The organism is Streptomyces sp. PTL18, assembly GCF_059510295.1.
Genome location: NZ_JCAJZO010000021.1, coordinates 36,337 through 60,161, shown reverse-complemented (window position 1 = coordinate 60,161; position 23,825 = coordinate 36,337). Strand labels below are relative to the sequence as shown.

General features: G+C 72.6%; 22 protein-coding genes. 13 read left to right on the top strand and 9 right to left on the bottom strand.

Features of this window, described 5'->3' with window-relative positions; all coding sequences use genetic code 11:
- Nucleotides 1-6: 6 nt before the first annotated feature.
- The 3 genes from pucL (at nt 7) to AC5WS8_RS29935 (ending at nt 2,966) form a co-directional block, all read left to right on the top strand.
- A complete protein-coding gene (gene pucL / locus AC5WS8_RS29945; protein ID WP_496106628.1) occupies nt 7-924 on the top strand; it encodes a factor-independent urate hydroxylase in 918 nt (305 codons plus the stop codon).
- Nucleotides 925-945: 21 nt separating this feature from the next.
- Nucleotides 946-2,322 (top strand): 8-oxoguanine deaminase, encoded by a 1,377-nt coding sequence (locus tag AC5WS8_RS29940; RefSeq protein ID WP_496106627.1) that lies wholly within the window; start codon nt 946-948, stop codon nt 2,320-2,322.
- 71 nt (nt 2,323-2,393) lie between these two features.
- Nucleotides 2,394-2,966, top strand: coding sequence for a hypothetical protein (locus AC5WS8_RS29935; protein ID WP_496106626.1), 573 nt, complete (start codon nt 2,394-2,396; stop codon nt 2,964-2,966).
- A gap of 18 nt (nt 2,967-2,984) precedes the next feature.
- Here AC5WS8_RS29935 and AC5WS8_RS29930 read toward each other — a convergent pair whose 3' ends face one another.
- The gene (locus AC5WS8_RS29930; RefSeq protein ID WP_496106625.1) at nt 2,985-3,614 is read right to left on the bottom strand and encodes a hypothetical protein; all 630 of its coding nucleotides are present in this window, start codon (nt 3,612-3,614) and stop codon (nt 2,985-2,987) included.
- A 32-nt stretch (nt 3,615-3,646) separates the two neighbouring features.
- Nucleotides 3,647-4,300 (bottom strand): histidine phosphatase family protein, encoded by a 654-nt coding sequence (locus AC5WS8_RS29925; protein ID WP_496106624.1) that lies wholly within the window; start codon nt 4,298-4,300, stop codon nt 3,647-3,649.
- Between the two features lie 586 nt (nt 4,301-4,886).
- On the opposite strand from AC5WS8_RS29925, the gene AC5WS8_RS29920 reads away from it, so the two are divergent.
- Entirely contained in the window at nt 4,887-5,981 is a 1,095-nt protein-coding gene (locus AC5WS8_RS29920; protein WP_496106623.1) for an alpha/beta hydrolase, read from the top strand.
- A 43-nt stretch (nt 5,982-6,024) separates the two neighbouring features.
- Here AC5WS8_RS29920 and AC5WS8_RS29915 read toward each other — a convergent pair whose 3' ends face one another.
- A complete protein-coding gene (locus AC5WS8_RS29915) occupies nt 6,025-7,233 on the bottom strand; it encodes a pyridoxal phosphate-dependent aminotransferase (protein ID WP_496106622.1) in 1,209 nt (402 codons plus the stop codon).
- Between the two features lie 86 nt (nt 7,234-7,319).
- On the opposite strand from AC5WS8_RS29915, the gene AC5WS8_RS29910 reads away from it, so the two are divergent.
- Complete coding sequence (locus AC5WS8_RS29910) at nt 7,320-7,946, top strand: winged helix-turn-helix transcriptional regulator (RefSeq protein WP_496106621.1); 627 nt, start codon at nt 7,320-7,322, stop codon at nt 7,944-7,946.
- Between the two features lie 286 nt (nt 7,947-8,232).
- Here the strand turns inward: AC5WS8_RS29910 and AC5WS8_RS29905 are convergent, their stop codons facing one another.
- From AC5WS8_RS29905 to AC5WS8_RS29895, 3 genes are all read right to left on the bottom strand, one after another.
- On the bottom strand, nt 8,233-9,036 hold the full coding sequence (locus AC5WS8_RS29905) for a hypothetical protein (protein ID WP_496106620.1): 804 nt from the start codon (nt 9,034-9,036) through the stop codon (nt 8,233-8,235).
- Nucleotides 9,036-10,301, bottom strand: coding sequence for a VWA domain-containing protein (locus tag AC5WS8_RS29900; protein ID WP_496106619.1), 1,266 nt, complete (start codon nt 10,299-10,301; stop codon nt 9,036-9,038). The genes AC5WS8_RS29905 and AC5WS8_RS29900 overlap by 1 nt, the downstream gene beginning before the upstream one ends.
- Before the next feature lie 152 nt (nt 10,302-10,453).
- Nucleotides 10,454-12,019: an IucA/IucC family protein gene (locus AC5WS8_RS29895; protein WP_496106618.1), complete on the bottom strand. Its 1,566-nt coding sequence runs from the start codon at nt 12,017-12,019 to the stop codon at nt 10,454-10,456.
- 29 nt (nt 12,020-12,048) lie between these two features.
- Between AC5WS8_RS29895 and AC5WS8_RS29890 the strand changes: the two genes are divergently transcribed.
- The 3 genes from AC5WS8_RS29890 to AC5WS8_RS29880 all read left to right on the top strand — a co-directional run bounded on the left by AC5WS8_RS29890 (nt 12,049) and on the right by AC5WS8_RS29880 (nt 15,567).
- The gene (locus tag AC5WS8_RS29890) at nt 12,049-13,548 is read left to right on the top strand and encodes an IucA/IucC family protein (protein ID WP_496106617.1); all 1,500 of its coding nucleotides are present in this window, start codon (nt 12,049-12,051) and stop codon (nt 13,546-13,548) included.
- A gap of 829 nt (nt 13,549-14,377) precedes the next feature.
- Nucleotides 14,378-15,292, top strand: a complete 915-nt coding sequence (locus AC5WS8_RS29885) for a HipA family kinase (protein WP_496106616.1) — start codon at nt 14,378-14,380, stop codon at nt 15,290-15,292.
- Nucleotides 15,289-15,567: an Rdx family protein gene (locus tag AC5WS8_RS29880; protein ID WP_496106615.1), complete on the top strand. Its 279-nt coding sequence runs from the start codon at nt 15,289-15,291 to the stop codon at nt 15,565-15,567. The genes AC5WS8_RS29885 and AC5WS8_RS29880 overlap by 4 nt, the downstream gene beginning before the upstream one ends.
- Nucleotides 15,568-15,577: 10 nt before the next feature.
- Here AC5WS8_RS29880 and aceB read toward each other — a convergent pair whose 3' ends face one another.
- Both aceB and AC5WS8_RS29870 read right to left on the bottom strand, forming a co-directional pair.
- A complete protein-coding gene (aceB, locus tag AC5WS8_RS29875) occupies nt 15,578-17,200 on the bottom strand; it encodes a malate synthase A (protein ID WP_496106614.1) in 1,623 nt (540 codons plus the stop codon).
- Nucleotides 17,201-17,403: 203 nt separating this feature from the next.
- Nucleotides 17,404-18,003, bottom strand: a complete 600-nt coding sequence (locus tag AC5WS8_RS29870; protein ID WP_496106613.1) for a nucleotidyltransferase family protein — start codon at nt 18,001-18,003, stop codon at nt 17,404-17,406.
- A 179-nt stretch (nt 18,004-18,182) separates the two neighbouring features.
- Here AC5WS8_RS29870 and AC5WS8_RS29865 point away from each other — a divergent pair, with 179 nt between their 5' ends.
- Nucleotides 18,183-18,500 carry a DUF5955 family protein gene (locus AC5WS8_RS29865; RefSeq protein WP_496106612.1) on the top strand — a complete coding sequence of 106 codons (318 nt, stop codon included), beginning with the start codon at nt 18,183-18,185 and terminating at the stop codon, nt 18,498-18,500.
- Here AC5WS8_RS29865 and AC5WS8_RS29860 read toward each other — a convergent pair whose 3' ends face one another.
- A complete protein-coding gene (locus tag AC5WS8_RS29860; RefSeq protein ID WP_496106611.1) occupies nt 18,501-19,304 on the bottom strand; it encodes an IclR family transcriptional regulator in 804 nt (267 codons plus the stop codon). It abuts the gene before it with no gap.
- A gap of 231 nt (nt 19,305-19,535) precedes the next feature.
- On the opposite strand from AC5WS8_RS29860, the gene allB reads away from it, so the two are divergent.
- The 4 genes from allB to AC5WS8_RS29840 all read left to right on the top strand — a co-directional run bounded on the left by allB (nt 19,536) and on the right by AC5WS8_RS29840 (nt 23,559).
- Nucleotides 19,536-20,873: an allantoinase AllB gene (gene allB / locus AC5WS8_RS29855; RefSeq protein WP_496106610.1), complete on the top strand. Its 1,338-nt coding sequence runs from the start codon at nt 19,536-19,538 to the stop codon at nt 20,871-20,873.
- A 56-nt stretch (nt 20,874-20,929) separates the two neighbouring features.
- Nucleotides 20,930-22,060: an allantoicase gene (gene alc / locus AC5WS8_RS29850; protein WP_496106609.1), complete on the top strand. Its 1,131-nt coding sequence runs from the start codon at nt 20,930-20,932 to the stop codon at nt 22,058-22,060.
- Nucleotides 22,061-22,224: 164 nt separating this feature from the next.
- Nucleotides 22,225-23,043 (top strand): AIM24 family protein, encoded by an 819-nt coding sequence (locus AC5WS8_RS29845; protein ID WP_496106608.1) that lies wholly within the window; start codon nt 22,225-22,227, stop codon nt 23,041-23,043.
- 120 nt (nt 23,044-23,163) lie between these two features.
- The gene (locus AC5WS8_RS29840; protein ID WP_496106607.1) at nt 23,164-23,559 is read left to right on the top strand and encodes a ribonuclease domain-containing protein; all 396 of its coding nucleotides are present in this window, start codon (nt 23,164-23,166) and stop codon (nt 23,557-23,559) included.
- Nucleotides 23,560-23,825 lie beyond the last annotated feature (266 nt).

The following is a 23,825-nucleotide window of genomic DNA, read 5'->3' as shown; positions in this document are numbered from 1 at the left end:
AGACAGATGGCAGACAATCCCCGCCCGTCCCGCCCCGTGCTGGGACAGAACCAGTACGGCAAGGCCGAGACCCGGGTCGTCAGGATCACACGGGACGGCGCCACCCACCACATCAAGGACCTGAACGTCTCGGTGTCGCTGAGCGGCGACATGGACGAGGTCCACTACTCCGGCTCCAACGCCAGCGTGCTGCCGACCGACACCACCAAGAACACGGTGTACGCGTTCGCCAAGGAGCACGGCATCGACTCCGCCGAGCAGTTCGGCATCCGTCTCGCCCGCCACTTCGTGACCTCGCAGGAGCCGATCCACCGGGCCCGCATCCGGGTCGAGGAGTACGCCTGGGACCGGATCGAGCACTCCGGGAAGGGCGCGCACTCCTTCGTCCGCGCCGGGCGGGAGACCCGACTGACGCAGATCACCTACGACGGCTCGTCCTGGGAGGTGGTCTCCGGTCTGAAGGACCTGACGGTGATGAACTCGACCGACTCCGAGTTCTGGGGCTACCTGAAGGACAAGTACACGACGCTGCCGGAGGCCCACGACCGCGTCCTGGCCACCGAGGTCTCCGGCCGCTGGCGCTTCAACTGGACCGACGACGCCCAGGAGACGCCCGACTGGGAGACGTCGTACGAGGAGACGAAGAAGCACCTGCTCCAGGCCTTCGCCGAGACCTACTCCCTGTCCCTGCAGCAGACGCTGTACCAGATGGGCGCCCGTGTCATCGACCACCGTCCCGAGATCGACGAGGTCCGCTTCTCGCTGCCGAACAAGCACCACTTCCTGGTGGACCTGGAGCCGTTCGGGCTGAAGAACGACAACGAGGTGTACTTCGCCGCCGACCGCCCCTACGGCCTGATCGAGGCCACCGTCCTGCGGGACGGTGGCGAGGCACGGATCCCGGTGGACCTGACCAACCTGTGACGGAAGCGAGAGACACCCGCCATGACAGTCCAGCGCGTCGTCATCGAGAACGCTGCGATCGCGACCGTCGACACGCACGACACCGAGTTCGCGAACGGGTACGTGGTCCTCGCCGGCAACCGCATCGAGGCGGTCGGCGGGGGCAGGGCCCCCGAGGGCCTGGAGAACGTCGTACGGCGTATCGACGCCACCGGCCACCTCGTCACTCCGGGCCTGGTCAACACCCACCACCACTTCTACCAGTGGATCACCCGGGGTCTGGCCACCGACCACAACCTGTTCGACTGGCTGGTCGCGCTGTACCCGACCTGGGCGCGCATCGACGAGCCGATGGTGTACGCCGCGGCCCGGGGATCGCTGGCGATGATGGCCCGTGGCGGCGTCACCACCGCCATGGACCACCACTACGTCTTCCCCAGGGGCTCCGGCGACCTGTCCGGCGCCATCATCCGCGCCGCCCGCGAGATGGGCGTCCGCTTCACCCTCGCCCGCGGTTCCATGGACCGCGGCGAGTCCGACGGCGGCCTGCCGCCGGACTTCGCCGTCGAGACCCTGGACGACGCGCTCGCCGCCACCGAGGCGACCGTCGACGAGCACCACGACGCCTCCTTCGACGCCATGACGCAGGTGGCCGTGGCCCCCTGCTCGCCCTTCTCCGTCTCCACCGAGCTCCTGCGGCAGGGCGGCGAGCTGGCCCGCAGGAAGGGCGTACGGCTGCACACCCACGGCTCGGAGACGGTGGAGGAGGAGAAGTTCTGCCACGAGCTGTTCGGCATGGGTCCGACCGACTACTTCGAGTCCACCGGCTGGCTCGGCGAGGACGTGTGGATGGCGCACTGCGTCCACATGAACGACTCCGACATCGCCGCCTTCGCCCGTACGAGGACGGGCGTCGCCCACTGCCCGTCCTCCAACGCCCGCCTGGCCGCCGGCATCGCCCGTGTGCCCGACATGCTCGCGGCGGGCGTCCCGGTCGGCCTCGGCGTGGACGGCACCGCCTCCAACGAGTCCGGCGAACTCCACACCGAACTGCGCAACGCACTCCTCATCAACCGTCTGGGCGCCCATCGGGAAGCCGCCCTGAACGCCCGCCAGGCGCTGCGCCTCGGCACCTACGGGGGCGCGCAGGTGCTGGGCCGCGCGGCGGAGATCGGCTCGCTGGAGCCGGGCAAGCTGGCCGACCTGGTGCTGTGGCGGATGGACACCCTCGCCCACTCCTCCATCGCCGACCCGGTGACGGCGCTGGTCTTCGGGGCGGCGGCGCCCGTCACCGCCTCCTTCGTGAACGGCCGTCAGATCGTGGAGCAGGGCGGGCTGCTGACCGTCGACGAGGACGTCATCGCCCGCTCCACACGGGACGAGGCCCGGCGCCTGGCGCGGATCTCCGCAGAGGGCTGACCGGCCGGCGGGGGAGCGGTATGGGGAGAACACCTCATGACGTCTGCCGTGGCGTGGGCGATGATCGGGACATGACGATGATCAGAACGTCCGCGGGCAGCCTCGGGATGTTGTCGATGGCGTTGCTGGCCGTGCTGGCGGCGGGATGCGGAACCCAGCGGGCCGGGGACGGCGTCGCCGCGGGCGGGCCCTCCCGGTCCGCGGTGCCGGCGCCGAGCGCGCCGGTGGACTTGCCGTGCCCCGGTGAGAGTCCCACGTCGGCGCCACCGACGACCGCGCACCCGTCGAGCCCGACCGCCCCGCCGACCGACCACTACGCCGAGAACCACGGTTTCAGGGTTCCCATCCCGCTGCACGGCCGCAGCCGCTGTCAGGGGCTCGCGGCCGTCGCACGCGTCGAGCACGCGCTCGAACCGCTGCGCAGGCGCGGCGACTTCCGCCCGGACAGCACCCGCAGAGCGCTCACCGCTCTCGGCTACCGGAACGTGCAGTCCTACGGGGACGGCGCCACCGGGGTCGGCTTTCTCATCGACGCCGACCCGCTGTGTGTGGAGGGCACGATGAGCCGCGACACCACCCGTGCGGACGCCTTCGGCGGCTATCCCGACGGCACCGACTGCCAGCCCCCGAGCGGTGGCCACTGACGCGAGATCCGGGCGGTGTCACACGCGTCTCGGTGAGGCCAGCACGTACCGCTCCCGCGTCCGCGGCTCGGTGTGCTCGCTCACCTGCCAGCCCGCCTGCTCCAGCGTGGCCGCGCAGGCGCGCAGTGCAGTGAGGTCCGGCTCGTGCACCGCGACCGCCTCCGGCTGCGGGGTCGCGCGCACCCGGTAGCCGGTGCCCAGGTCGCCGGTCGCGGGCCGGTGCCCGGCCGCCTCCAGGGCGAGCGCGGCGGCGCGCACCAGATGCTGCCGCTCCCAGCCGCACGGGCGGTCCGTGGCGCCGCCCGGATCGGTCATCCGGCGCAGCTCCAGCAGCCCCTGCCAGGCGCTGTGCACCTCGCGCCGCCGGGCGGGTCCCGCGTCCTGGGCCTCCTCACCGCCGACCCGCGCCGTGAACACGCCCGCGTCCGCCGCGGCCGGAGCGCCCGGGCCCGCTTCCTCGGCGGGCGTCTCCCGTACGCGATGCCCCGCCGGGGTCAGAAAGTGGTCGTGCGGCGGACGCGGGTGCCGGAAGGCCAGCCCCCGCTTCACCAGCGCCGCCAACTGGGCCTCCGTCCCCCGCAGCCGCCCGGTCACGGGGTCGGCGGCCTCGATCAGGCGCCGCTGCGCGGCGGTCGGCGGTCGGATCACGGCGTCCTCCCCTCAGAGCGCCGAAGGAACTCTCAGTGCCCCTCGGAAGGCCCCTCCTCCCCCGCGGAGAGGGACCCATGGGAACAGTACGCGTCGGGTCTGACATTCCACCCGGCCACGACATGGCGGCGGTGCTCCGTGCTCAGCCGGCTCATCGTCCCCGTGGAGAGCTGGAACAGCGCCCCCGACGAGACCGGCAGCCCGAGCCGTCGCGCGGTCAGGGCCCGCAGGAAGTGCCCGTGCGAGACGACGACCACGCTGCCCTCCGACTCCGCGAGCGCCGCGTCGATCTTCGCGAGCATCCGCTCCGCCCGCGCCCCGACCTCCTCCGGGCTCTCCCCGGGACGCTCCGGCGGCCCGGGTGCGACACCGTCCGTGAACAGGAACCAGTCCGGCCGCGTCCGGTGGATCTCGACGGTCGTGACCCCCTCGTAGCCGCCGTAGTCCCACTCCGCCAGGTCCGCGTCGACCTGCGCCCCGCCGATGCCGGCCAGCCGTGCCGTCTCCCGGGCGCGCTGCAGCGGGCTGACGAACGCGGCGGCCACATGGTGCCGGGCGATCAGCGGAGCCAGCCGGCGCGCCTGCTCCCGGCCGCGCTCGGTCAGCGGGACATCGGTCCGCCCGGTGTGCCGGCCGGACAGGGACCACTCGGTCTCGCCGTGCCGCACCAGAAGGAGGTCACCCACGCCGTGTCCTTCCTGTTCCGCTCACCGGAACCGTGTCATACCCGCGCGGCGGCGCGCAGCACGGACTGCGCCGGACGGCCGCTCCCCCGGGGAGGCGCCCCGCGCCGCCGGCGCCTCGGCCTGCTCCGGCGTACGGGGTGGTCGGGGGGCTCCCCTCAACGCCCTCTCCGGCCCACAGGTCCACCACCCGGCGCCCGTTCACGTGGGCGGCGAGCCGGGCACCCGGTGCGTACGTCTCCTCGGCGGGGAAGGCGGCGAACTCCTCCCGCACGCCCTGGATCCCTTCGGCCACCGTTCCCCCCTCGGCCACCGTTGCGTGCACGTTCTGCGACATCCGTTCCCCAATTCGGTGATCAGCTTTCGTTGATCGGCCACGGAAGATACCAACCCGGGCTGAGGCAGAGGCATTCCCGCACCCGCGCCGGAGCCGCCCCCTCCCGACCTCCGGTCTCCCCCGCAAACCGCACCGCCGCGCCGACCACCCGGGCGGCCGTACGGCGCCACCCCGTCGGCCCACCCCGGCGGGCCGGACGGCGGGAGCGCAGGAAGGCTCACCGGGGAAGTGACCCTCGGAAGGAGGACGCCCATGAGCGCCATCCGACGCTCCCGGTCTCCGCTGAAGCCCCGGTCCGGCCTGACGGCGCTGCTCACCACCGCGGCTCTCGCGGTCGTCCCGGCCCTGGCCACCCCGGCCGCCGCCGCCACGCCCAAGGCGCCGTGCGGCGACCCCAGAGCGACCCTCGAACCCGGCGCCCAGGCGTTTCTCGACAAGCTCGCCGCGGCGGACGGCCCTCCCATCCAGAACCTGAGTCCCGCCGCCGCCCGCCAGGCGCTGCTGAAACTCCAGGCCGCCTACCCGGTGGCCAAGCTGCCCGCCGACATCACCACGCGGACGATACCCGGCGGGCCCACCGGATCGGTCTCGATCCGCATCGTCCGGCCGCACGGCGTGACCGGCACGCTGCCGGCGGTGATGTACTTCCACGGCGGCGGCTGGGTCCTCGGCGACGCCTCCACCCACGACCGGCTGGTACGGCAGATCGCCAACGGCGCCAGGGCCGCGGTCGTCTTCGTCGACTACACCAGGTCGCCCGAGGCCAGGTACTCCGTCGCCGACGAGCAGGCCTACGCCGCCACCCAGTGGGTCGCCCGGCACGGCAAGGAGATCCGCGTCGACGGCTCCCGGCTCGCCGTGGCCGGCGACAGCGTCGGGGGCAACATGGCAGCCGCCGTCACCCTGATGGCCAAGCAGCGCGGTGGCCCCAAGTTGGCCCAGCAGGTGCTGTTCTACCCGGTCACCAACGCCGACTTCACCACCGCCTCCTACCGGCGCTTCGCCACCGGCTGCTGGCTGACCGCCGCGGGCATGAAGTGGTTCTGGAACCAGTACGCCCCCGACACCGCGGTCCGCAGCGAACCCACCGCCTCACCGCTGCGCGCCTCCACCACCCAGCTGCGCGGCCTGCCCAAGGCGCTGGTCATCACCGACAGCGACGTACTGGCCGACGAGGGCCGCCAGTACGCCGCCAAGCTCAGCGCCGCCGGCGTCCCCGTCACCGCCACCCACTACCCGCGGATGATCCACGACTTCGTGATGCTGAACGGCCTCGCGAACACGCAGGCCGCCCGGTCGGCCGTCGCGCAGGCCACCACGGCCCTGCGTCAGGCGCTGCGCAGCTGAGACGCCGACGGACGGGACGACGTTCCCGCACCCCGTCGCCCCGTCACTGCCGGTAGCCGCTGAGGAAACGTCCGATCCTGCTGATCGCCGTGTCCAGGACATCGGCGTGCGGCAGGGTCAGGATGCGGAAGTGGTCCGGGGCCGGCCAGTTGAAGCCCGTGCCCTGGACCACCTGGATCTTCTCGCGCAGCAGCAGGTCCAGGACGAACTTCTCGTCGTCGTGGATCCTGTGCACCGTGGGGTCGAGGCGTGGGAACGCGTACAGGGCGCCCTTCGGCTTCACGCACGTCACGCCGGGGATCTCGTTGAGCTTCTCCCAGGCACGGTCGCGCTGTTCGTGCAGGCGGCCGCCCGGGGCGGTCAGCTCGTCGATGGACTGGCGGCCGCCGAGCGCGGCCTGGATGGCGTACTGGGCGGGCGCGTTGGCGCACAGGCGCATGGAGGCCAGCATCGTCAGGCCCTCCAGGTAGTCCTTCGCGTGCTGCTTGGGGCCCGTCACCACCAGCCAGCCGGAGCGGAAGCCCGCCACGCGGTACGTCTTCGACAGGCCGCAGAAGGTGAGGACCACCAGGTCGGGGGCGAGCGCGGCGGTCGAGTGGTGGACGGCGTCGTCGTAGAGGATCTGGTCGTAGATCTCGTCCGCGAGGACCATCAGGCCGTGGCGTCGGGCGAGGTCGAGGATGCCCTCGAGGATCTCCTTCGGGTACACCGCGCCGGTCGGGTTGTTGGGGTTGATGACGACCACGGCCTTCGTGCGGTCCGTGATCTTCGACGCCATGTCGTCCAGGTCGGGGTACCAGTCGGCCTGTTCGTCGCAGAGGTAGTGGACCGCCTTGCCGCCCGCGAGCGTCGTGACGGCGGTCCACAGCGGGAAGTCGGGGGCGGGGATGAGGATTTCGTCACCGTCCTCGACCAGCGCCTGCACGGCCATCGAGACCAGCTCGGAGACGCCGTTGCCGAGGAAGACGTCGTCGACGCCGACCTCCAGACCCCGCTCCTGGTAGCGCTGCGCCACCGCTCGACGGGCGGAGAGGATGCCGCGCGAGTCCGTGTAGCCGTGCGCCTGCGGCAGCATCCGGATCATGTCCTGGAGGATCTCCTCCGGCGCCTCGAAACCGAACAGCGCGGGGTTGCCGGTGTTCAGGCGCAGCACGCTGTGGCCCGCCTCCTCCAGCGCGTTCGCGTGCTCGATCACCGGGCCGCGGATCTCGTAACAGACCTCGCTGAGTTTGCTCGACTGCCGGAACTCCATGGCCGCTTCCCCTCCGGTGACTTGTGTTGCTTGGTTTTACCAAGTGGCGGCTTGGAAAGTCCAACAACACGTCTAGACTGCGTCGCATGTCACCTCGCCGAAGCTACGACCAGTACTGCTCCACGGCCCGCGCGCTCGACGTCGTCGGCGACCGCTGGACCCTCCTGATCGTCCGCGAGCTGCTCGCCGGTCCGCGCCGCTACACCGATCTGCACGCGGACCTGCCGGGCGTGAGCACGGACGTGCTGGCCTCCCGGCTGAGGGACATGGAGCGCGACGGGCTCACCACGCGACGCAGGCTGCCGCCGCCCGGGGCCGCGTACGTGTACGAACTCACGTCGCGGGGGCGGGGGTTGCTGCCCGTGCTCCAGGCGCTCGGGACCTGGGGTGCGCCCGCGCTGGGGGAGCGTCGGCCGACGGACGCGGTGCGCGCGCACTGGTTCGCGCTGCCGCTGCTGCGCTGCCTCGAGGGGGAAGGGCTGGTCGAAGTCCACTTGGACGAGGGGGTGTTCCACCTCCGGCCGGGCGCCGAGGGCGGCCCGGTGTACGGCGACGGAGCCGCTCCCGAGGAGCCCGACGCCCGGCTGACCCTGGACGCGGAGACGTGCGACGCCCTCGGCCGCGGCGCCTTGACGCTCCCTCAGGCGGTCGCGGAGGGACGCGTCGAGGTGTCGGGGGACAGCACGCTCGCCAAGGTGTTGCGGGGAAACTGACCGGAGGGGCCCCCGGCGTCGACGGTGACGCGGGGGCCCGGTGCACGGGGGGGCGGCCTCGGACTCCTTGGGGGGTCCGGGAGGGACGCGCCGAGCCGTGGGTCAGCGCGTGGCCGCCGATGCCCGCCAGGGCGGCGGGGATGCCGCCGATCCCGGTCCAGGGGGTCGGACCACCGGCGCGAGGTGTCGGGGGACCGCGCGCTCGCCGAGGTGTTGCGGGGAAACTGACCGGAGGGGCCCCCGGCGTCGACGGTGACGCGGGGGCCCGGTGCACGGGGGGGCGGCCTCAGACTCCTGGGGGCATCCGGGAGGGACGCCCCGAGCCGCGGGTCAGTGCGTAGCCGCCGATGCCCGCCAGGGCGGCGAGGATACCGCCGATCCCGGTCCACACCCAGCGGTCGGACCACCAGCGCGAGGTGTCGGGCCGCAACTTCGAGAGAGCGGCCCTGTCCGGGGTGTCCGCGACGGAGGACACCTCGGACCGCGTCGCTATGCCCGGTACCAGCGGCTCCGCCAGCGCCCCGTCCACCGCCGCCGAGCCGCCGATGTCCTTGGAGTCCACCCGGACCTCGGTGTTCACCGGCTGTCCGAGGTCGGCTGCGCCCACGCCCACGACGGCGAGCCGGACGTAGTACGTGCCCGGCAGCGGGTCGTTCGCCCACGGCTCCGACCAGGCACGGACCGTGCGCAGCGTGCAGGACAGGTCCACGGACGTGGCGTCCGGGGCGGCGGTCCGGGTCTGCGCCCCGTACTGGCACGCCTGGCGGCGCCGCAGCCCGTCGTACACGTCGAGCTGCCAGGTCTGCGCCGAACTCCGCGAGGACGACGACAGCTTGACCGTCGCCCTGACGGTGGGACGCTGCTGCGCCTCCGCCGGGAACTGCCAGTACAGGTAGTCACCGGTGGAGGCGCTCGCCGTCGCCTGCCGGCCCTGCTCGATCTCCGTCGCCGTACGGAACGACGTGCCCGCCGAGGTGGGCGCGGCGCCGTCGCCGGACGGGCTCGCGGAGGGCGAGGAGCCGGCCACGGCCGGGGAGGCGGCGGTGCCCAGCAGCAGGGCCGCCACGGTCAGCACTCGTGCGATACGCATCAGTTGGTCCTCCAGACCGCGATCCGCCAGCGCGACAGCCAGCCCCACACCAGACCCGCGAGGAAGCCGGTGAGGACGAGCGCGCCCAGCAGCCACCAGCCGCGGCCGAGGCCGAAGGCGGCCACGTCGCTCGCCTTGCCGGGGCCGTCGACCACGTCGACCGTCAGCTCCAGCGGCAGTCCGGGCGTGGTCTTCACACCGGCCGCCGGGGAGAAGGAGTTGGCGACCTGGAGGCACACCGTCTCGGCGGGCGCGTCCTCGTCGTCGCTCTCGGCCTTCGGATAGCGCAGCCCCGTCGACAGCACGTCCGTGCGGCCCGAGCCGGTCGCCTCACCGCGCACGATCTCCCGCCCGTGCACCGTGACGGCCCGCAGCGTCACCCCGTAGTCCGGGGTGACCTGCCGGTCGTCGGACACGCTGACGGAGGCGCGCAGCTCCTGGCCCGGCTTCACGTCCACGCGGTAGAAGCGGTGCTGCCCGAACTCCTCACGGTCGGTGTACAGGCCGGACTTCAGCGGGGGCGCCGTCGCGCACCGGTCGGTGCCGTCCACGGCGACCGGTGTGACCGTCCTGTCCGCCGTGCGGTCCACCAGCTGGTTGACCTTGTCGGACAGCTGCTCCTTGTGCTGCACCGACGTGTACGTCCCGCCGGTCGCCTCCGCGATACAGCTGAGCTGCTTGTTCAGTTTGGCGTCCGGCACCAGCCCCAGCGTGTCGATGGTCAGCCCGATGCCCTTGGCGGCGATCTCCCGGGCCACCTCGCACGGGTCCAGCGGGGCGCAGGTGTCCTCGCCGTCGCTGATGAGGACGATGCGCTTGGAGCCCTTGCCGCCGTCCAGGTCGTCCGCCGCCTTCAGCAACGCGGGGCCGATCGGCGTCCAGCCGGTGGGCTGCAGCGTAGCCACCGCCGTCTTGGCCTCGGTCCGGTTGAGCGGGCCGACCGGGTAGAGCTGCGCGGTGTCCTTGCAGCCGGTCCTGCGGTCGTTGCCCGGGTAGTTGGCGCCCAGCGTCCGGATGCCGAGCTGCACCTCCTCCGGCGTCGCGTCCAGGACCTCGTTGAAGGCCTGCTTCGCCGCGGCCATCCGCGAACCGCCGTCGATGTCCCGCGCCCGCATCGAACCGCTGACATCGAGGACGAGATCGACCTTGGGCGCGTCCTGGGCTGTCGTCTCGTCGGCGACGGCATCGGCCGGAACGGCGATCCCGGCCGCCAGGGCGGCGAGCAGGACGCAGACTCCCGCCGCCAGCCGTTGTCTTGTGATCATCGGCGGATCCTATTGATCAATGGCCCCGCGCTTCAAAACGATCAAGCAACGGGCAGGGGCGATGCGAGGAGTGATCAAGGGGCCGATCCGGGGCCGATCCGGGGCCGATCCGGGGCCGATCCGGGACCCACGCAAGGACCGAGCGGGACCGCTCACAGAAGAAGCGGGTTGGGCAACCGTGCCCACAGGTCCCCGGGCTGTCCGGGGGACAGCCGCATCAGCGTCAACGCCTTGGTGGGCAGCGGCTCTTCGCGCAGGACCGCCAGGTCGGGGGTGTCCGGCAGATCCCGTACGACGGCCTCCAGCGCCGCCCGCAGTGCGGGCGCCGACCCCGCCGTGGCGGCCAGCGCGCCGGCCACGAGCGAGCCGAACAGCTTGCGGCGCAGCGTCGTCTCGTCGTCCGTGACGATCCGGTCGGCCACCTCCGGGGCCTTGACGCCGTGCCGGGCCAGCCGGGCGGGGCTCACCCGGATGTCGGCCAGGTCCCGGTAGACCAGCCGCAGCGGCTCACCCGTGGGCGAGAGCACCACCAGCAGGTTCTGCCCGTGCGCCTCCAGGGCCACGCCCGCATCCAGCATGCGCAGGCCGACGGTGAGGGCCAGCCGCGAGAAGGCGGCGAGCCAGGCCGGGCAGGAGGGCAGGCCGGTGAGCGGCAGCGCGGCCACCGGGACGATCCGCTCGCCGGCCGCCGTGTCCGCGTACGTCTCGGGCGGCTCCCGCAGCATCGCCGCAAGATCGGGGGAGCGGGCGCTCGCCGCGCCCAGGGTGCGGGTGACGTGCAGCAGGCCGTCCATGCGCGCGGACGCCGACTCCAGGAAGCCGGACAGCGCGAGGGCCGTCTCGACGGAGGAGACCGAGATGTCCCGCACGGAGGACGTCAGCCGTGCGCTGACCGCGGTCTTCACGTGCGGGCCACCGTCCGGCAGCGCCAGCGTCCGCAGGGACATCAGCGGACGGGCGGCCGGACCGTCCTCGGCCGCCACACCGAGCACATGTGCCGTCTGCCAGGGGTGGACCGGGATCAGCGTGCGCTCACCGTCCCGCAGCCACGCGGGCCACTCGCCCCGCACGAGGGCGTCACCCACGGGGGCCAGCCCGAGCCGTACCAGCGGCCGGTGCTCGGGCCCGTACGCCAGTTGCTCGGCCACCGAGAAGCCGGGGCGCGACCGGCAGTTCGGGTGATAGGGGTGCCCGTCGACCACTCGCTGCTCCCACGCCCAGCTCGTCACCGGTTCGGGCGCCTCACGCGGCCGGCCGGACCGCGACAGCGCCAGCGAGGCCGTGCTGTGGCCGAGTTCGGCGGCGAACGCGTCCCCGTGCGGGACGGCAAGCGCCGCGACCAGCTCCGCCGCGTGGTCGTACGCCCGCCCGTCGAGCCGTACCTCGGTCACGTACGAGGTGGTCGCGTACGGGTCCGTGACGGGCCCGTGCAGCCGTCGCCCGTCCCCCAGACGCAGGGTCAGCCCGTCGGCCGTCGGCTCCCGGCGCACGACCCACGGCAGCGGTTCATGGGCCAGCGCCCGCCACAGACGGGTGAGGACGGCGGCCCGGGCGCCGGGGAGCGCCGCCGCGAAGGAGGCCGACAGATCGGGCCGTACGGCGGCCAACTCGGCGGCGAACGCGGCCTCGGCGGAGACCTCGGCGGGACGGCAAGGGGGCACGGTCGGGGCTCCTCGGTGACGGGGCGATGCGTCGTGGCACGGGTCCACGACAGACATACTGACCGTCAGTGCACCGTACGGAACGAATGGATCGCATGGACCCCATGCTCCCGAGGGACGACGTCCCCGCCCGCGCCGACGCCCACGCGGCGGCGCCGCTGCTGAACTGCCTGCTCCGGGAGGTGGCCGAACCCGCCGGCGAGCAGGGCGTCCACCGCCTGCGGGCGGGCGGCCGGCTGCTGCGTGTGCTCGGCGCTCGCCGTCCCCGCGACCCCGAGGTGTACGCGGGCGGGACCTGGCACCCGCTCACCCACGCCGAGCTGGTCAAACTCACCGCCGACGAACTGCGCCGGGCCACCGGCCTGTCCAACCCCGAACTGCCCGGCGAGATGCTCGACAGCCGCGACGCGGTGGCCGCCATCCTGGCCGCCCGCGCCCGTGCGACGGCCCCGGACGACCCGTACGTACGCTCCGAACAGTCCCTGGTCACCGGGCACCCCCACCACCCGGCCCCGAAGGCGCGCGGCGGAGGACCGGTCGCGAGCTGGCTGCCGTACGCCCCCGAGGCGTACGCCCGCTTCCCTCTCACCCTTTTGGGGGTACGCGAGGACGCGGTCGTCGAGGACGGCGACACGACGGCGCTGGACGCGCTGGGCACCGCCCCGCGCGGCTACCGCCTGCTGCCCGCTCACCCCTGGCAGTTCGCCCTGGTCGGATCCCGCCCCGAGCTTCGCGAGGCGTTCGAGGACGGGCGCCTGATCCGGCTCGGCGAGACCGCGCGGCCCGCATGGCCCACGGCCGCCATCCGCACGGTGTACGCCCCCGAGCACGACCTGTTCGTGAAGTTCAGCCTGGATGTGCGGATCACCAACGACATCCGCCGGCTGTGGCGCCATGACCTGCTCGAGCTGCGCCGCACCGACGCGGCGGCGGCATCCGCGTTCGCGGCGCACCACGGCCCGGCGGCCTGGCTGAGCGACCGCGGCTGGCGCACGGCCGCCTTCGCCTTCGAGGAACTGGCGGTCCTGGTCCGCGACGGACTGCGCCCGCACCTGCTGCCCGGTGCCACGCCGCTGCTCGCCGCGGCGCTGGTGGAAGGGTTCGACGGCAGCCCGCTCGACGCGCTCACCGACCCCGCCGCATGGTGGACGGCGTATCTGCGCCAGGTCGTGCCCCCGGCGCTCGAGGCGTTCGAACGGCACGGTGTCGTCCTCGAGGCGCACCTGCAGAACACCCTGGTCGCGGTGGACGCCACGGGACTCCCCGTGCAGGCGCTGTTCCGCGACGCGGAAGGTGTGAAGCTGCTGACGGACGTGTCCCGGGAGGCGGGCTGGGAGCGGCTGGTGTACTGCCTGGTCGTCAACAACCTCATCGAAGTGGCCGCCCTGCTCTCCGAACGCCACCCCGGCTGGAACCCCTGGTCCGCCGCCCGCGCCGAACTGTCCCGCCACCCCGTTCCCGAGATCCCCTCCCTGCTCGCCTCGCCCACCCTGCCCGGCAAGACCAACCTCCTGCTGCGCTGGACGGGCGCGGACGGCGCGGACGCGCGCTATCTGCCTCTGCCGAATCCGCTGGCCTGCCGATGACCTGCCGGTCGGACCTCCCCGATCCGGTACGACATCGACGATGTGACCGGTACGCCGAGACCACCTGCGGCGCCCCGGTCCACCGCCGGCATCCCGACCTCTTCGGCGTGACCGGCCCGCCGGTACAGGTCCAAGCGGCCTGAGGCCGAACGGGACCGTTTCCACTCATCCCGGCGGCCGTCGCGCGCACGGCGTGCCCGCCGTGCGCGCGCACCGCGACCGTGCGTCGCCCCGGCTACGGGCGGGGGCGACGTCCCACGGCCCGGTGGCGGTGAAGCGGTCCATGCCGGACAGCGGACCGTGCGGCCGCCACCCCTCGGCCCCTTGGCCCCGGTTCAGGAGTCGTCGTCGTACGTGTCCAGGCGGATCCCCCCCGCCGTCGCCCACGACCATCACCACCGGTCCGCGGGCGCCCTCCCGGCGCATCCGGTCCGGGAAGGGGAAGACGCCCCACAGACAGCTCCCGGAGGAGGGGCCGGCCGGCAGCACGGTGACGGCGTGCGGAGGGCGCATCGCCGCCACGCGATCAGGCCGGAGGCAGGGGAGTCCGTGGGGGCGACGGCCCGGGTGCTCCTCGTCGGCTGTCACGCCTGGTTACTATGCTCACCTCAGGCCGGAGGCCCGAGACCGGAGATCGGAGACCGGAAGCAAGGGGCGCACCGTCATCGACGGACTGCCGGGGAGACAGGGAGACGAACACGCCGGCCGGAACTCCCCACGCCGCGGATTCCCCCCGGGACTGATCAGGGAGGTTCCCTGGAGCGCACCGCGTGGAGCCAGTCGTGGAATGTGTCGGATGCAAGGCGGACCAGCCGGGGGGCCCGGAAAGATGCTGAGGGTGGTCACTGCGACCCGGTACCTCGCGCCGCTGCGCTCCGGCGGCTCGGTCCCCGGCGTCGTCGAGGCCGACGACCTCGGCACCTACGTCGTGAAGTTCACCGGCTCCGCACAGGGCACGAAGGCCCTGGTCGCCGAGGTCATCGTGGGGGAGTTGGCGCGTCGGCTCGGGCTGCGCGTCCCGGAGCTGGTCCTCGCCCACTTCGACCCCGCGATCGGCGCGCACGAACCGCACCAGGAGGTGCGCGACCTGCTGAACGCGAGCCCCGGCCTCAACCTCGGCATGGACCACCTGCCGGGCGCCCGGGACTTCACCCCCGAGGTCGCCCAGGTCTTCCCCGTCGACCCGGTGGAGGCCGGCAGGATCGTCTGGCTCGACGCGCTGACCGTGAATGTGGACCGCACGGTGCACAGTTCCAACCTGATGGTCTGGCCGACCCTGGGCGTCGCGCCGCCGCGGCTGTGGCTGATCGACCACGGTGCCGCGCTCGTCTTCCACCACCGCTGGGACGCCTCCGCACCCGAGAAGGCCTACGACTTCCGCCACCACGCTCTCGGCCACTTCGCCCCGGACGTGCGGGCCGCGCAGGACGCCCTCGCGCCGCTCGTGACCGGGGAACTGCTGCGCGAGGTCACCGAGGAGGTGCCGGACGCCTGGCTCACGGGCGAGCCGGGCTTCGCGACGCCCGGCGACGTCCGTGACGCCTACGTGGACTACCTCTCGGCCCGGGCCAGGGCGTCCGAGTCATGGCTGCCCACCGACTTCCCCTCGCGGGAGGCGCGCGCCGCCGAGGAGGCCCGGCGCGCGGCGCGGACACGGCAAGGCCGGCCGGACTGGCTCAAGCGGGTCCCGGACCTGCACGGCAAACCGGCCGCGGAACAGGATTGGTCGGTGCACCTGGGATGACTCACCGTGTCCAGATCGAGTACTGCACCCGGTGCCGCTGGCTGCCGCGGGCGGCCTGGCTGGCGCAGGAACTGCTGACCACCTTCGAGGCGGAGCTGACGGAGCTCTCGCTCAAGCCCGGTACCGGCGGTGTGTTCGTCGTGCGGGTGAACGACGAGGTGGTGTGGGACCGGCGGGAGCAGGGTTTCCCGGAGCCGACGGCCGTGAAGCAGCTCGTACGCGACCGAGTGGCCCCTGGCAAGGCCCTGGGCCACTCGGACACGTCGGACGCGTGACGGCGGGAGGTCAGCCCTCCAGCTGCTCGTACGCCGGAAGCGTCAGGAAGTCCGCGTAGTCCTCGTCCAGGGCGACCTTCAGCAGCAGGTCGTGGGCCTGCTGCCAGTTGCCGGCCGCGAAGGCCTCCGTGCCGAGTTCCGCCCTGACGTTCTCGAGTTCCTCCGCGGCGACCTTGCGGGCGAGGTCCGCGGTGACCCGTTCCCCGTTGTCGAGGACGACCCCGGCGTTGATCCACTGCCAGATCTGCGAACGGGAGATCTCCGCGGTGGCCGCGTCCTCCATCAGGTTGAAGATGGCGACCGCGCCGAGGCCCCGCAGCCAGGCCTCGATGTAACGGATGCCGACCTGGACGGCGTTGACCAGGCCCGCGTACGTCGGCTTGGCGTCGAGGGAGTCGACGGCGATCAGGTCCGCCGCCTTGACGTCGACGTCCTCGCGCAGCCGGTCCTTCTGGTTCGGCCTGTCGCCGAGGACCTTGTCGAAGGACTCCATCGCGATCGGCACCAGGTCGGGATGGGCGACCCAGGAGCCGTCGAAGCCGTCGTTCGCCTCGCGGTCCTTGTCGGCGCGGACCTTCTCGAAGGCGACCCTGTTGACCTCGGGGTCCCTGCGGGACGGGATGAACGCGGCCATGCCGCCGATCGCGTGCGCGCCGCGCTTGTGGCAGGTGCGGACGAGGAGTTCGGTGTACGCGCGCATGAACGGGGCTGTCATCGTCACCGCGTTGCGGTCCGGCAGGACGAACTTCGGCCCGCCGTCACGGAAGTTCTTCACGAGGGAGAACAGGTAGTCCCAGCGGCCCGCGTTCAGTCCGGAGGCGTGGTCGCGGAGTTCGTGGAGGATCTCGTCCATCTCGTACGCCGCCGTGATCGTCTCGATCAGGACCGTGGCACGGATGGTGCCCTGCGGGATGCCGACGTGGTCCTGCGCGAAGACGAAGACGTCGTTCCAGAGGCGGGCCTCCAGGTGCGATTCGGTCTTGGGCAGGTAGAAGTACGGGCCCTTGCCGAGGTCGAGCAGGCGCTGGGCGTTGTGGAAGAAGTACAGGCCGAAGTCGACGAAGGCGCCCGGGACCTGCTCTCCGTCGACCTGGAGGTGACGCTCGTTCAGGTGCCAGCCGCGCGGACGCATGACGACCGTCGCCAGTTCCTCGTTCGGGCGCAGGGCGTAGGACTTGCCGGTCGCCGGGTCGGTGAAGTCGATGTCCCGGGCGTAGGCGTCGATCAGGTTGAGCTGGCCGAGGACCACGTTCTCCCAGGTGGGAGCGGAGGCGTCCTCGAAGTCCGCCAGCCACACCCGGGCGCCGGAGTTGAGCGCGTTGATGGTCATCTTGCGGTCGGTCGGACCGGTGATCTCGACCCGGCGGTCATTGAGCGCGTCCGGTGCGGGGGCCACCTTCCAGCTGTCGTCCGCGCGGATCGCGGCGGTCTCGGTCAGGAAGTCCAGCGTCGAGGTGCGGGCGATCTCGGCGCGGCGCTCCGCGCGGCGGGCCAGCAGCTCGTCACGGCGCGGCGTGAACCGCCGGTGCAACTCGGCCACGAAGGCGAGCGCCGCGTCGGTGAGGACCTCCTCCTGCCGGGGCAGGGGCTCGGCGTCGACGACGGCCGCCGGGGACGGCGCTGGTGCGGACATGATGCTGTCACTTCCTTCGGCGAGCGGGCATGAGGACGTCGCAGCACCGCGTGCCAGGGGCCTCGTACGCGGCCGGCGGCGCCTGGGGAGCGGTCAAGCGATTCTGTTTGGTGGATACTAGTTTCCTCATAGTGGAAGTTCAATGGACTGTTGATGGCGGCGTTCTCCGGGTCGAGGCGGGGTGGCGCTCGGTGCCGTTCCGCTCACTCGAGGTGGCTCAGGTCGACCGACGTGTCGATGTCGTACGGCCGTGCCACGTCCCCGCACTCGACGAGCGCCAGGGTGTCCTCGCGCGCCTTCAGATAGGCGCGTGCCCCACGGTCGCCGGCCGCGGCCCGGGCGGCACCGGCCCAGTGGGCCGAGCCGAGCAGGACCGGATGTCCGCGTACCCCCGCGTACGCGGCCGACGCCAGCGACTCCTCGTCCCGGAACGCGCCGAGCACGCGAGCCACCGCCTCCGGTCCGATGCCTGGCTGGTCGACGAGCACGACCAGGGCCGCCCCGGCGCCCGTCCCGGCGAGTGAGGCGAGCCCGGCCCGCAGCGACGAGCCCATGCCCTGTTCCCAGTGCGGGTTGTCCACCAGGACGCAGCCGGTGAGGTCCGCGCGCTCCCGTACGGCGGCGGCCGCCGCCCCCAGCACCACGTGGACGCGGTCGCACCCTGCCGCGCGCAGCACTCCCACGGCGTGCTCCACCAGCGGCCGTCCCCGGTGTTCGAGGAGCGCCTTGGGCCGCCCGCCGAGCCGCCGCCCACCGCCTGCCGCGAGGAGCAGCCCGGCGACGCGGCCTTCGTTGCCTGTCATACGTCCTGCTTACCTGACCCGGTGTCGACGGCACGGTTTCCAGGGGCTGAATTTCTGTCCACACGGTGGCGCCCGGCGCGCCCGGTGGCGTTTACTGGCCCGCGTCCCGGAGCCCGACCACGCCCCGGGGCAACCGGGGGGAGGCGTACGAGCACAACGGCGTTTCGAGGGGGACGGCTGTGGTGCGGAGCTTGGGGCAGAGACCAGTGACCGGCAGTGAAGAGGACCCGAGGGTGGCGGAGCTGCGGACCGCCGTGTCCGGGTTGCGCCGTCAACTCGCCGCCCATCCGGCCGAGTTCCCCGACCGGGCGATAGCCGAGGACGAGCTGGCCGCGCTCGCCGCGATGGTCGCGGGCGGCGTTCCCGAGATCCTCCGCCTGCGCCGCTCCCTGCTGCTGATCGCGGGAGCGATCGGCTCGGTCAGCGCCCTGACGAACGGCTTCACGGAGGTCCGCAAGGCGGTCGAACTGTTCGGGGAGCCACCGCGCGGCTCGTGATCAATGCGCCTGGGAGGCGGCCGTCAGCGTCCGGGACAGTTCCGCCGCCACCTGCTGGAGCACCGGCACGATCCGTTCCGTGGCCTCCTCGGTGACGCGGCCCGCCGGCCCCGAGATGGAGATCGCCGCCGCTGTCGGAGACCGGGGCACGGACACCGCGAGGCACCGGACCCCTATCTCCTGCTCGTTGTCGTCGACCGCGTACCCGAGCCGGCGCACCTCCTCCAGCGCGGCGAGGAACGCCTCCGGCGTGGTGATCGTCTTATCGGTCGCCGCCGGCATCCCCGTACGGGCGAGCAGGGCGCGCACCTCGTCGTCGGGTGTGTTCGCCAGGAGCGCCTTGCCCACGCCGGTGGAGTGGGGCAGCACCCTCCGACCCACCTCGGTGAACATCCGCATCGAGTGCTTGGAGGGCGCCTGCGCCACGTACACGATCTCGTCCCCGTCGAGCAGCGCCATGTTCGCGGTCTCGCCGGTCTCCTCCACCAGGCGCGCCAGATGCGGACGCGCCCAGCTGCCGAGCAGCCGGGACGCCGACTCGCCGAGCCGGATCAGCCGGGGGCCGAGCGCATAGCGTCGGTTGGGCTGCTGGCGTACGTACCCGCAGGCCACCAGGGTGCGCATCAGCCGGTGGATGGTGGGCAGTGGCAGCCCGCTGCTCGCGGAGAGCTCGCTCAGGCCGACCTCGCCACCCGCGTCCGCCATCCGCTCCAGCAGATCGAAGGCGCGCTCGAGGGACTGGACGCCACCGCTCGGGGCGGACTTGGCGGGGGCGTCGCTGGCGCGGGACGTCGACCTCGGCACGGCGCGATCCTTTCGACTGTGTTCTGCTTTCCGGAATCTTAATTCCGCCAGGCGGAAACGTCCAGGGTCGGCCGCACTGGTGTGCCGAGGGGGTAGGACGCATTGTGCCCTTGACGGCGCGCGGACGGGACGGGAGACTCCTTCAACAGAACGTTGAATTCCGTTACGCGGATGTAAATCCCGTCATCCGGAACTCGACCGGAAGCGGGACGGCGGCAGAGAGGGGCCCGGGTGTCCGACGCCGAACTGGTGCTGCGCTCCACGCGCGTGATCACCCCCGAGGGCACGCGCGCCGCGTCGGTCGCGGTCGCCGCGGGCACGATCACGGCCGTCCTGCCGTACGACGCCGCCGTACCGACCGGGGCCCGCCTTGCGGACCTGGGCGACGACGTCCTGCTGCCCGGCCTCGTCGACACCCACGTCCACGTCAACGACCCGGGCCGCACCGAGTGGGAGGGCTTCTGGACCGCCACCCGCGCGGCGGCGGCCGGCGGCATCACCACCCTGATCGACATGCCGCTCAACTCGGTGCCGCCGACCACGACGGTCGGCCACCTGCACACCAAGCAGGAGGCCGCGGCCGGCAAGGCCCACATCGACGTCGGGTTCTGGGGCGGCGCGCTGCCCGACAACGTCAAGGACCTCAGGCCGCTGCACGACGCCGGCGTCTTCGGTTTCAAGGCGTTCCTGTCCCCGTCGGGCGTGGACGAGTTCCCGCACCTCGAGCAGGAGCAACTGGCCCGCTCCCTGGCCGAGATCGCCGGGTTCGACGGGCTGCTGATCGTGCACGCGGAGGACCCGGGCCACCTCGCCGCCGCCCCGCAGCAGGGCGGTCCCCGGTACGCGGACTTCCTCGCCTCCCGGCCCCGGCACGCGGAGGACACGGCCATCGCGCATCTCATCGCCCGGGCGAAACGGTTCAACGCGCGCGTGCACGTGCTCCATCTCTCTTCCAGTGACGCGCTGCCGCTGATCGCCGCCGCCAGGGCGGAGGGCGTACGGATCACGGTGGAGACCTGCCCGCACTACCTCACCCTGACGGCCGAGGAAGTCCCGGACGGGGCCAGCGCGTTCAAGTGCTGCCCGCCCATCCGCGAGGCCGCCAACCAGGACCTGCTGTGGCAGGCGCTTGCGGACGGCACGATCGACTGCGTCGTCACCGACCACTCCCCGTCCACGGCCGACCTGAAGACGGACGACTTCGCCACCGCCTGGGGCGGCATCTCGGGCCTGCAACTGAGCCTGGCGGCGGTGTGGACCGGGGCCCGCAGGCGGGGGCACGGCCTTGAGGACGTGGTCCGCTGGATGTCCGAGCGCACGGCTGCCCTCGTGGGCCTGGACCGCAAGGGTGCCATCGAGCCGGGTCGTGACGCGGACTTCGCGGTGCTCGCGCCCGAGGAGACCTTCACCGTCGACCCGGCCGCCCTCCAGCACCGCAACCGGGTCACCGCGTACGCGGGCAGAACCCTGTACGGCGTCGTCAGGTCCACCTGGCTGCGCGGCGAACGCATCGTGGCGGACGGTGAGTTCACCGAACCGAAGGGGCGGCTGCTCCGCAGAGCCGACTGAACCGCACCGACTCCCGCGCCCGCAGCGGCCGGCACCGAAAGGAACGACTGATCACCGTGACGGCGCAGCATCAACCGGGCCGGACGGCCTTCACCGGCGACGCGAACCCCTACCGGGGCGGCGACCCGTACGCGGACTACCGCACCGCCGACTTCCCCTTCACCCGGTACGCCGACCTCGCCGACCGCCGGCTCGGTGCCGGGGTCGTCGCCGCCAACGACGAGTTCTTCGCCGAGCGCGAGAACCTCCTGGTGCCCGAGCGCGCCGAGTTCGACCCGGAGCGTTTCGGGCACAAGGGCAAGGTCATGGACGGCTGGGAGACGCGCCGCCGCCGGGGTGCCTCGGCCGGGGACCCCTGGCCCGCGGAGCACGACCACGACTGGGCCCTGGTGCGTCTCGGCGCACCCGGCGTCGTACGGGGCATCGTGGTCGACACGGCCCACTTCCGGGGCAACCACCCGCAGGCGGTGTCCGTCGAGGGCACGTCGGTCGCCGGCTCCCCGTCGCCCGAGGAACTGCTCGGGGACGACGTGAAGTGGACGACGCTGGTGCCACGCACCCCGGTCGGCGGCCACGCGGCCAACGGCTTCCCGGTGGACGTGGAGCAGCGCTTCACCCACCTGAGGCTCAACCAGCACCCCGACGGCGGCATCGCGCGCCTGCGCGTGTACGGCGAGGTGGTGCCGGACCCGGCGTGGCTGGAGGCGCTCGGCACCTTCGACGTGGTGGCCCTGGAGAACGGGGGCCGGGTGGAGGACGCCTCCGACCTCTTCTACTCGCCCGCCACCCACACCATCCAGCCGGGCCGCTCCCGGAAGATGGACGACGGCTGGGAGACACGGCGGCGTCGCGACCGGGGCCACGACTGGATCCGCTACCGACTGGCGGCACAGGCGCGGATCCGGGCGATCGAGGTCGACACGGCGTACCTGAAGGGGAACGCGGCGGGGTGGGCGTCGGTCTCGGTGAAGGACGGCGAGGACGGTGAGTGGCGCGAGATCCTCCCGCGCACCCGCCTCCAGCCCGACACCAACCACCGCTTCGCCCTGCCCTCCCCGGCGATCGGCACCCACGCGCGCGTGGACATCTACCCGGACGGCGGCATCTCCCGTCTGCGCCTGCACGGCTCCCTGACCGACGAGGGGGCGCACCGGCTGGACGCGCGCCACCAGGAACTGGGCGGCTGACCCACGCCACGCGCGCGTGGGGCGCACCGGTCCGGCGGCATCGGTGCGCCCCCGTGCCTCACGCGCGTGCCGGGCGCCAGGTGCGACCCCGGCACGTCGGCGGCGGACGGACACGGTTCTCGGCAGTCCGGAACTCTTCGGCGCCTCCGCCACGTTCTCCTCGCGTGACTCTTCAGCAAGAAATCGTCGGCAACGCCATGCAGATGGCGGTCGTCACCCTGCACCCGGGCCAGACCGTGTACTGCGAGGCGGGCAAGTTCCTCTTCAAGACCACGAACGTCACCATGGAGACCCGCTTGTCCGGCCCGTCGAACAGCGGCGGCCAGACCCAGGGCGGACCCGGTGGCGGGGGCATGGGCGGCTTCCTGCGCCAGGCCATGGGCACCGCCATGCAGGTCGGCCAGCGCGTGCTCGCGGGCGAGTCGCTGGCGTTCCAGTACTTCACGGCGCAGGGCGGCGAGGGCACCGTGGGCTTCGCGGGCGTGCTGCCCGGCGAGATGCGCGCGCTCGAACTCGACGGCAGGCGCGCGTGGTTCGCGGAGAAGGACGCCTTCGTGGCCGCCGAGTCGACCGTCGAATTCGGCATCGCCTTCGCCGGCGGGCGCACCGGCATGAGCGGCGGCGAGGGCTTCGTCCTGGAGAAGTTCACCGGGCACGGCACGGTCGTCATCGCCGGGGCGGGCAACTTCATCGACCTCAACCCCGCCGACTTCGGCGGCCGGATCGAGGTCGACACGGGCTGCGTCGTCGCCTTCGAGGAGGGCATCCAGTACGGCGTCCAGCGCGTCGGCGGCCTCAACCGCCAAGGGATCATGAACATGGTCTTCGGCGGCGAGGGCCTGTCCCTGGCGACCCTGGAGGGCAACGGCCGCGTGATCCTGCAGTCCCTCACCATCGAGAGCCTCGCCAACGCCCTGAAGAAGGCCCAGGGAGGCGACAAGCAGGGGCCGACCGGCGGACTGTTCTCGACGCACGCGGGGTGAGCGCTCCCGGCGGGCCGGTGGAGGCGGAAGGTTAACTCGCCGAGAACAGATGACACTTGAAGAGGGAACTTCTCTTGTTGTCGCTGACATGACATGCTCTACGCGCGTCATCATGCCGCCATGAGAACCCCCACACGCGCCACCCGAATCGGCGCCGCAGCCGCGCTCCTGTCCGCCCTCCTCGTGGGCGGCACCGTCTCCGCCACCACGGCGGACGCCGCCGCCACCTCGGTCGGCGACATCTGCTACAGCGCCCTGCCGTCCCAGGCCTACGACACCCTCGACCTGATCGACCAGGGCGGTCCCTTCCCGTACTCCCAGGACGGCGTCGTCTTCTCCAACCGCGAAGGCGTGCTCCCCGGTCAGTCCTACGGCTACTACCACGAGTACACCGTCAAGACGCCCGGCTCCTCCACGCGCGGCGCCCGCCGTATCGTCACGGGCGAGGAGTACCAGGAGGACTACTACACCTCGGACCACTACGCCACGTTCGACCTGATCGACTTCGGCTGCTGACCGAACGCCGACACCTCCTCGCCCCGCGGACCGGCTCTCCCCTTCGGCCGCGGGGCGAGCCCTGTCCGACGGAGGTCGAGGGCTCGGGGAGGCGCGGCACCGAAAGTCGGCGGTGCCGCGACCTCGGCCGCGGACGACTGCCGCGGGGAGGGGCCCGCTGCCGTCCGCGCCCGGATTGGTGGACCGTGAGCGGACACGGCGCGCGGCGCCGGCCACGGTGCGTCGGCCGGCCAGTGCTCCAGGGCGTCGGCGGCGCCGCAGAGGTG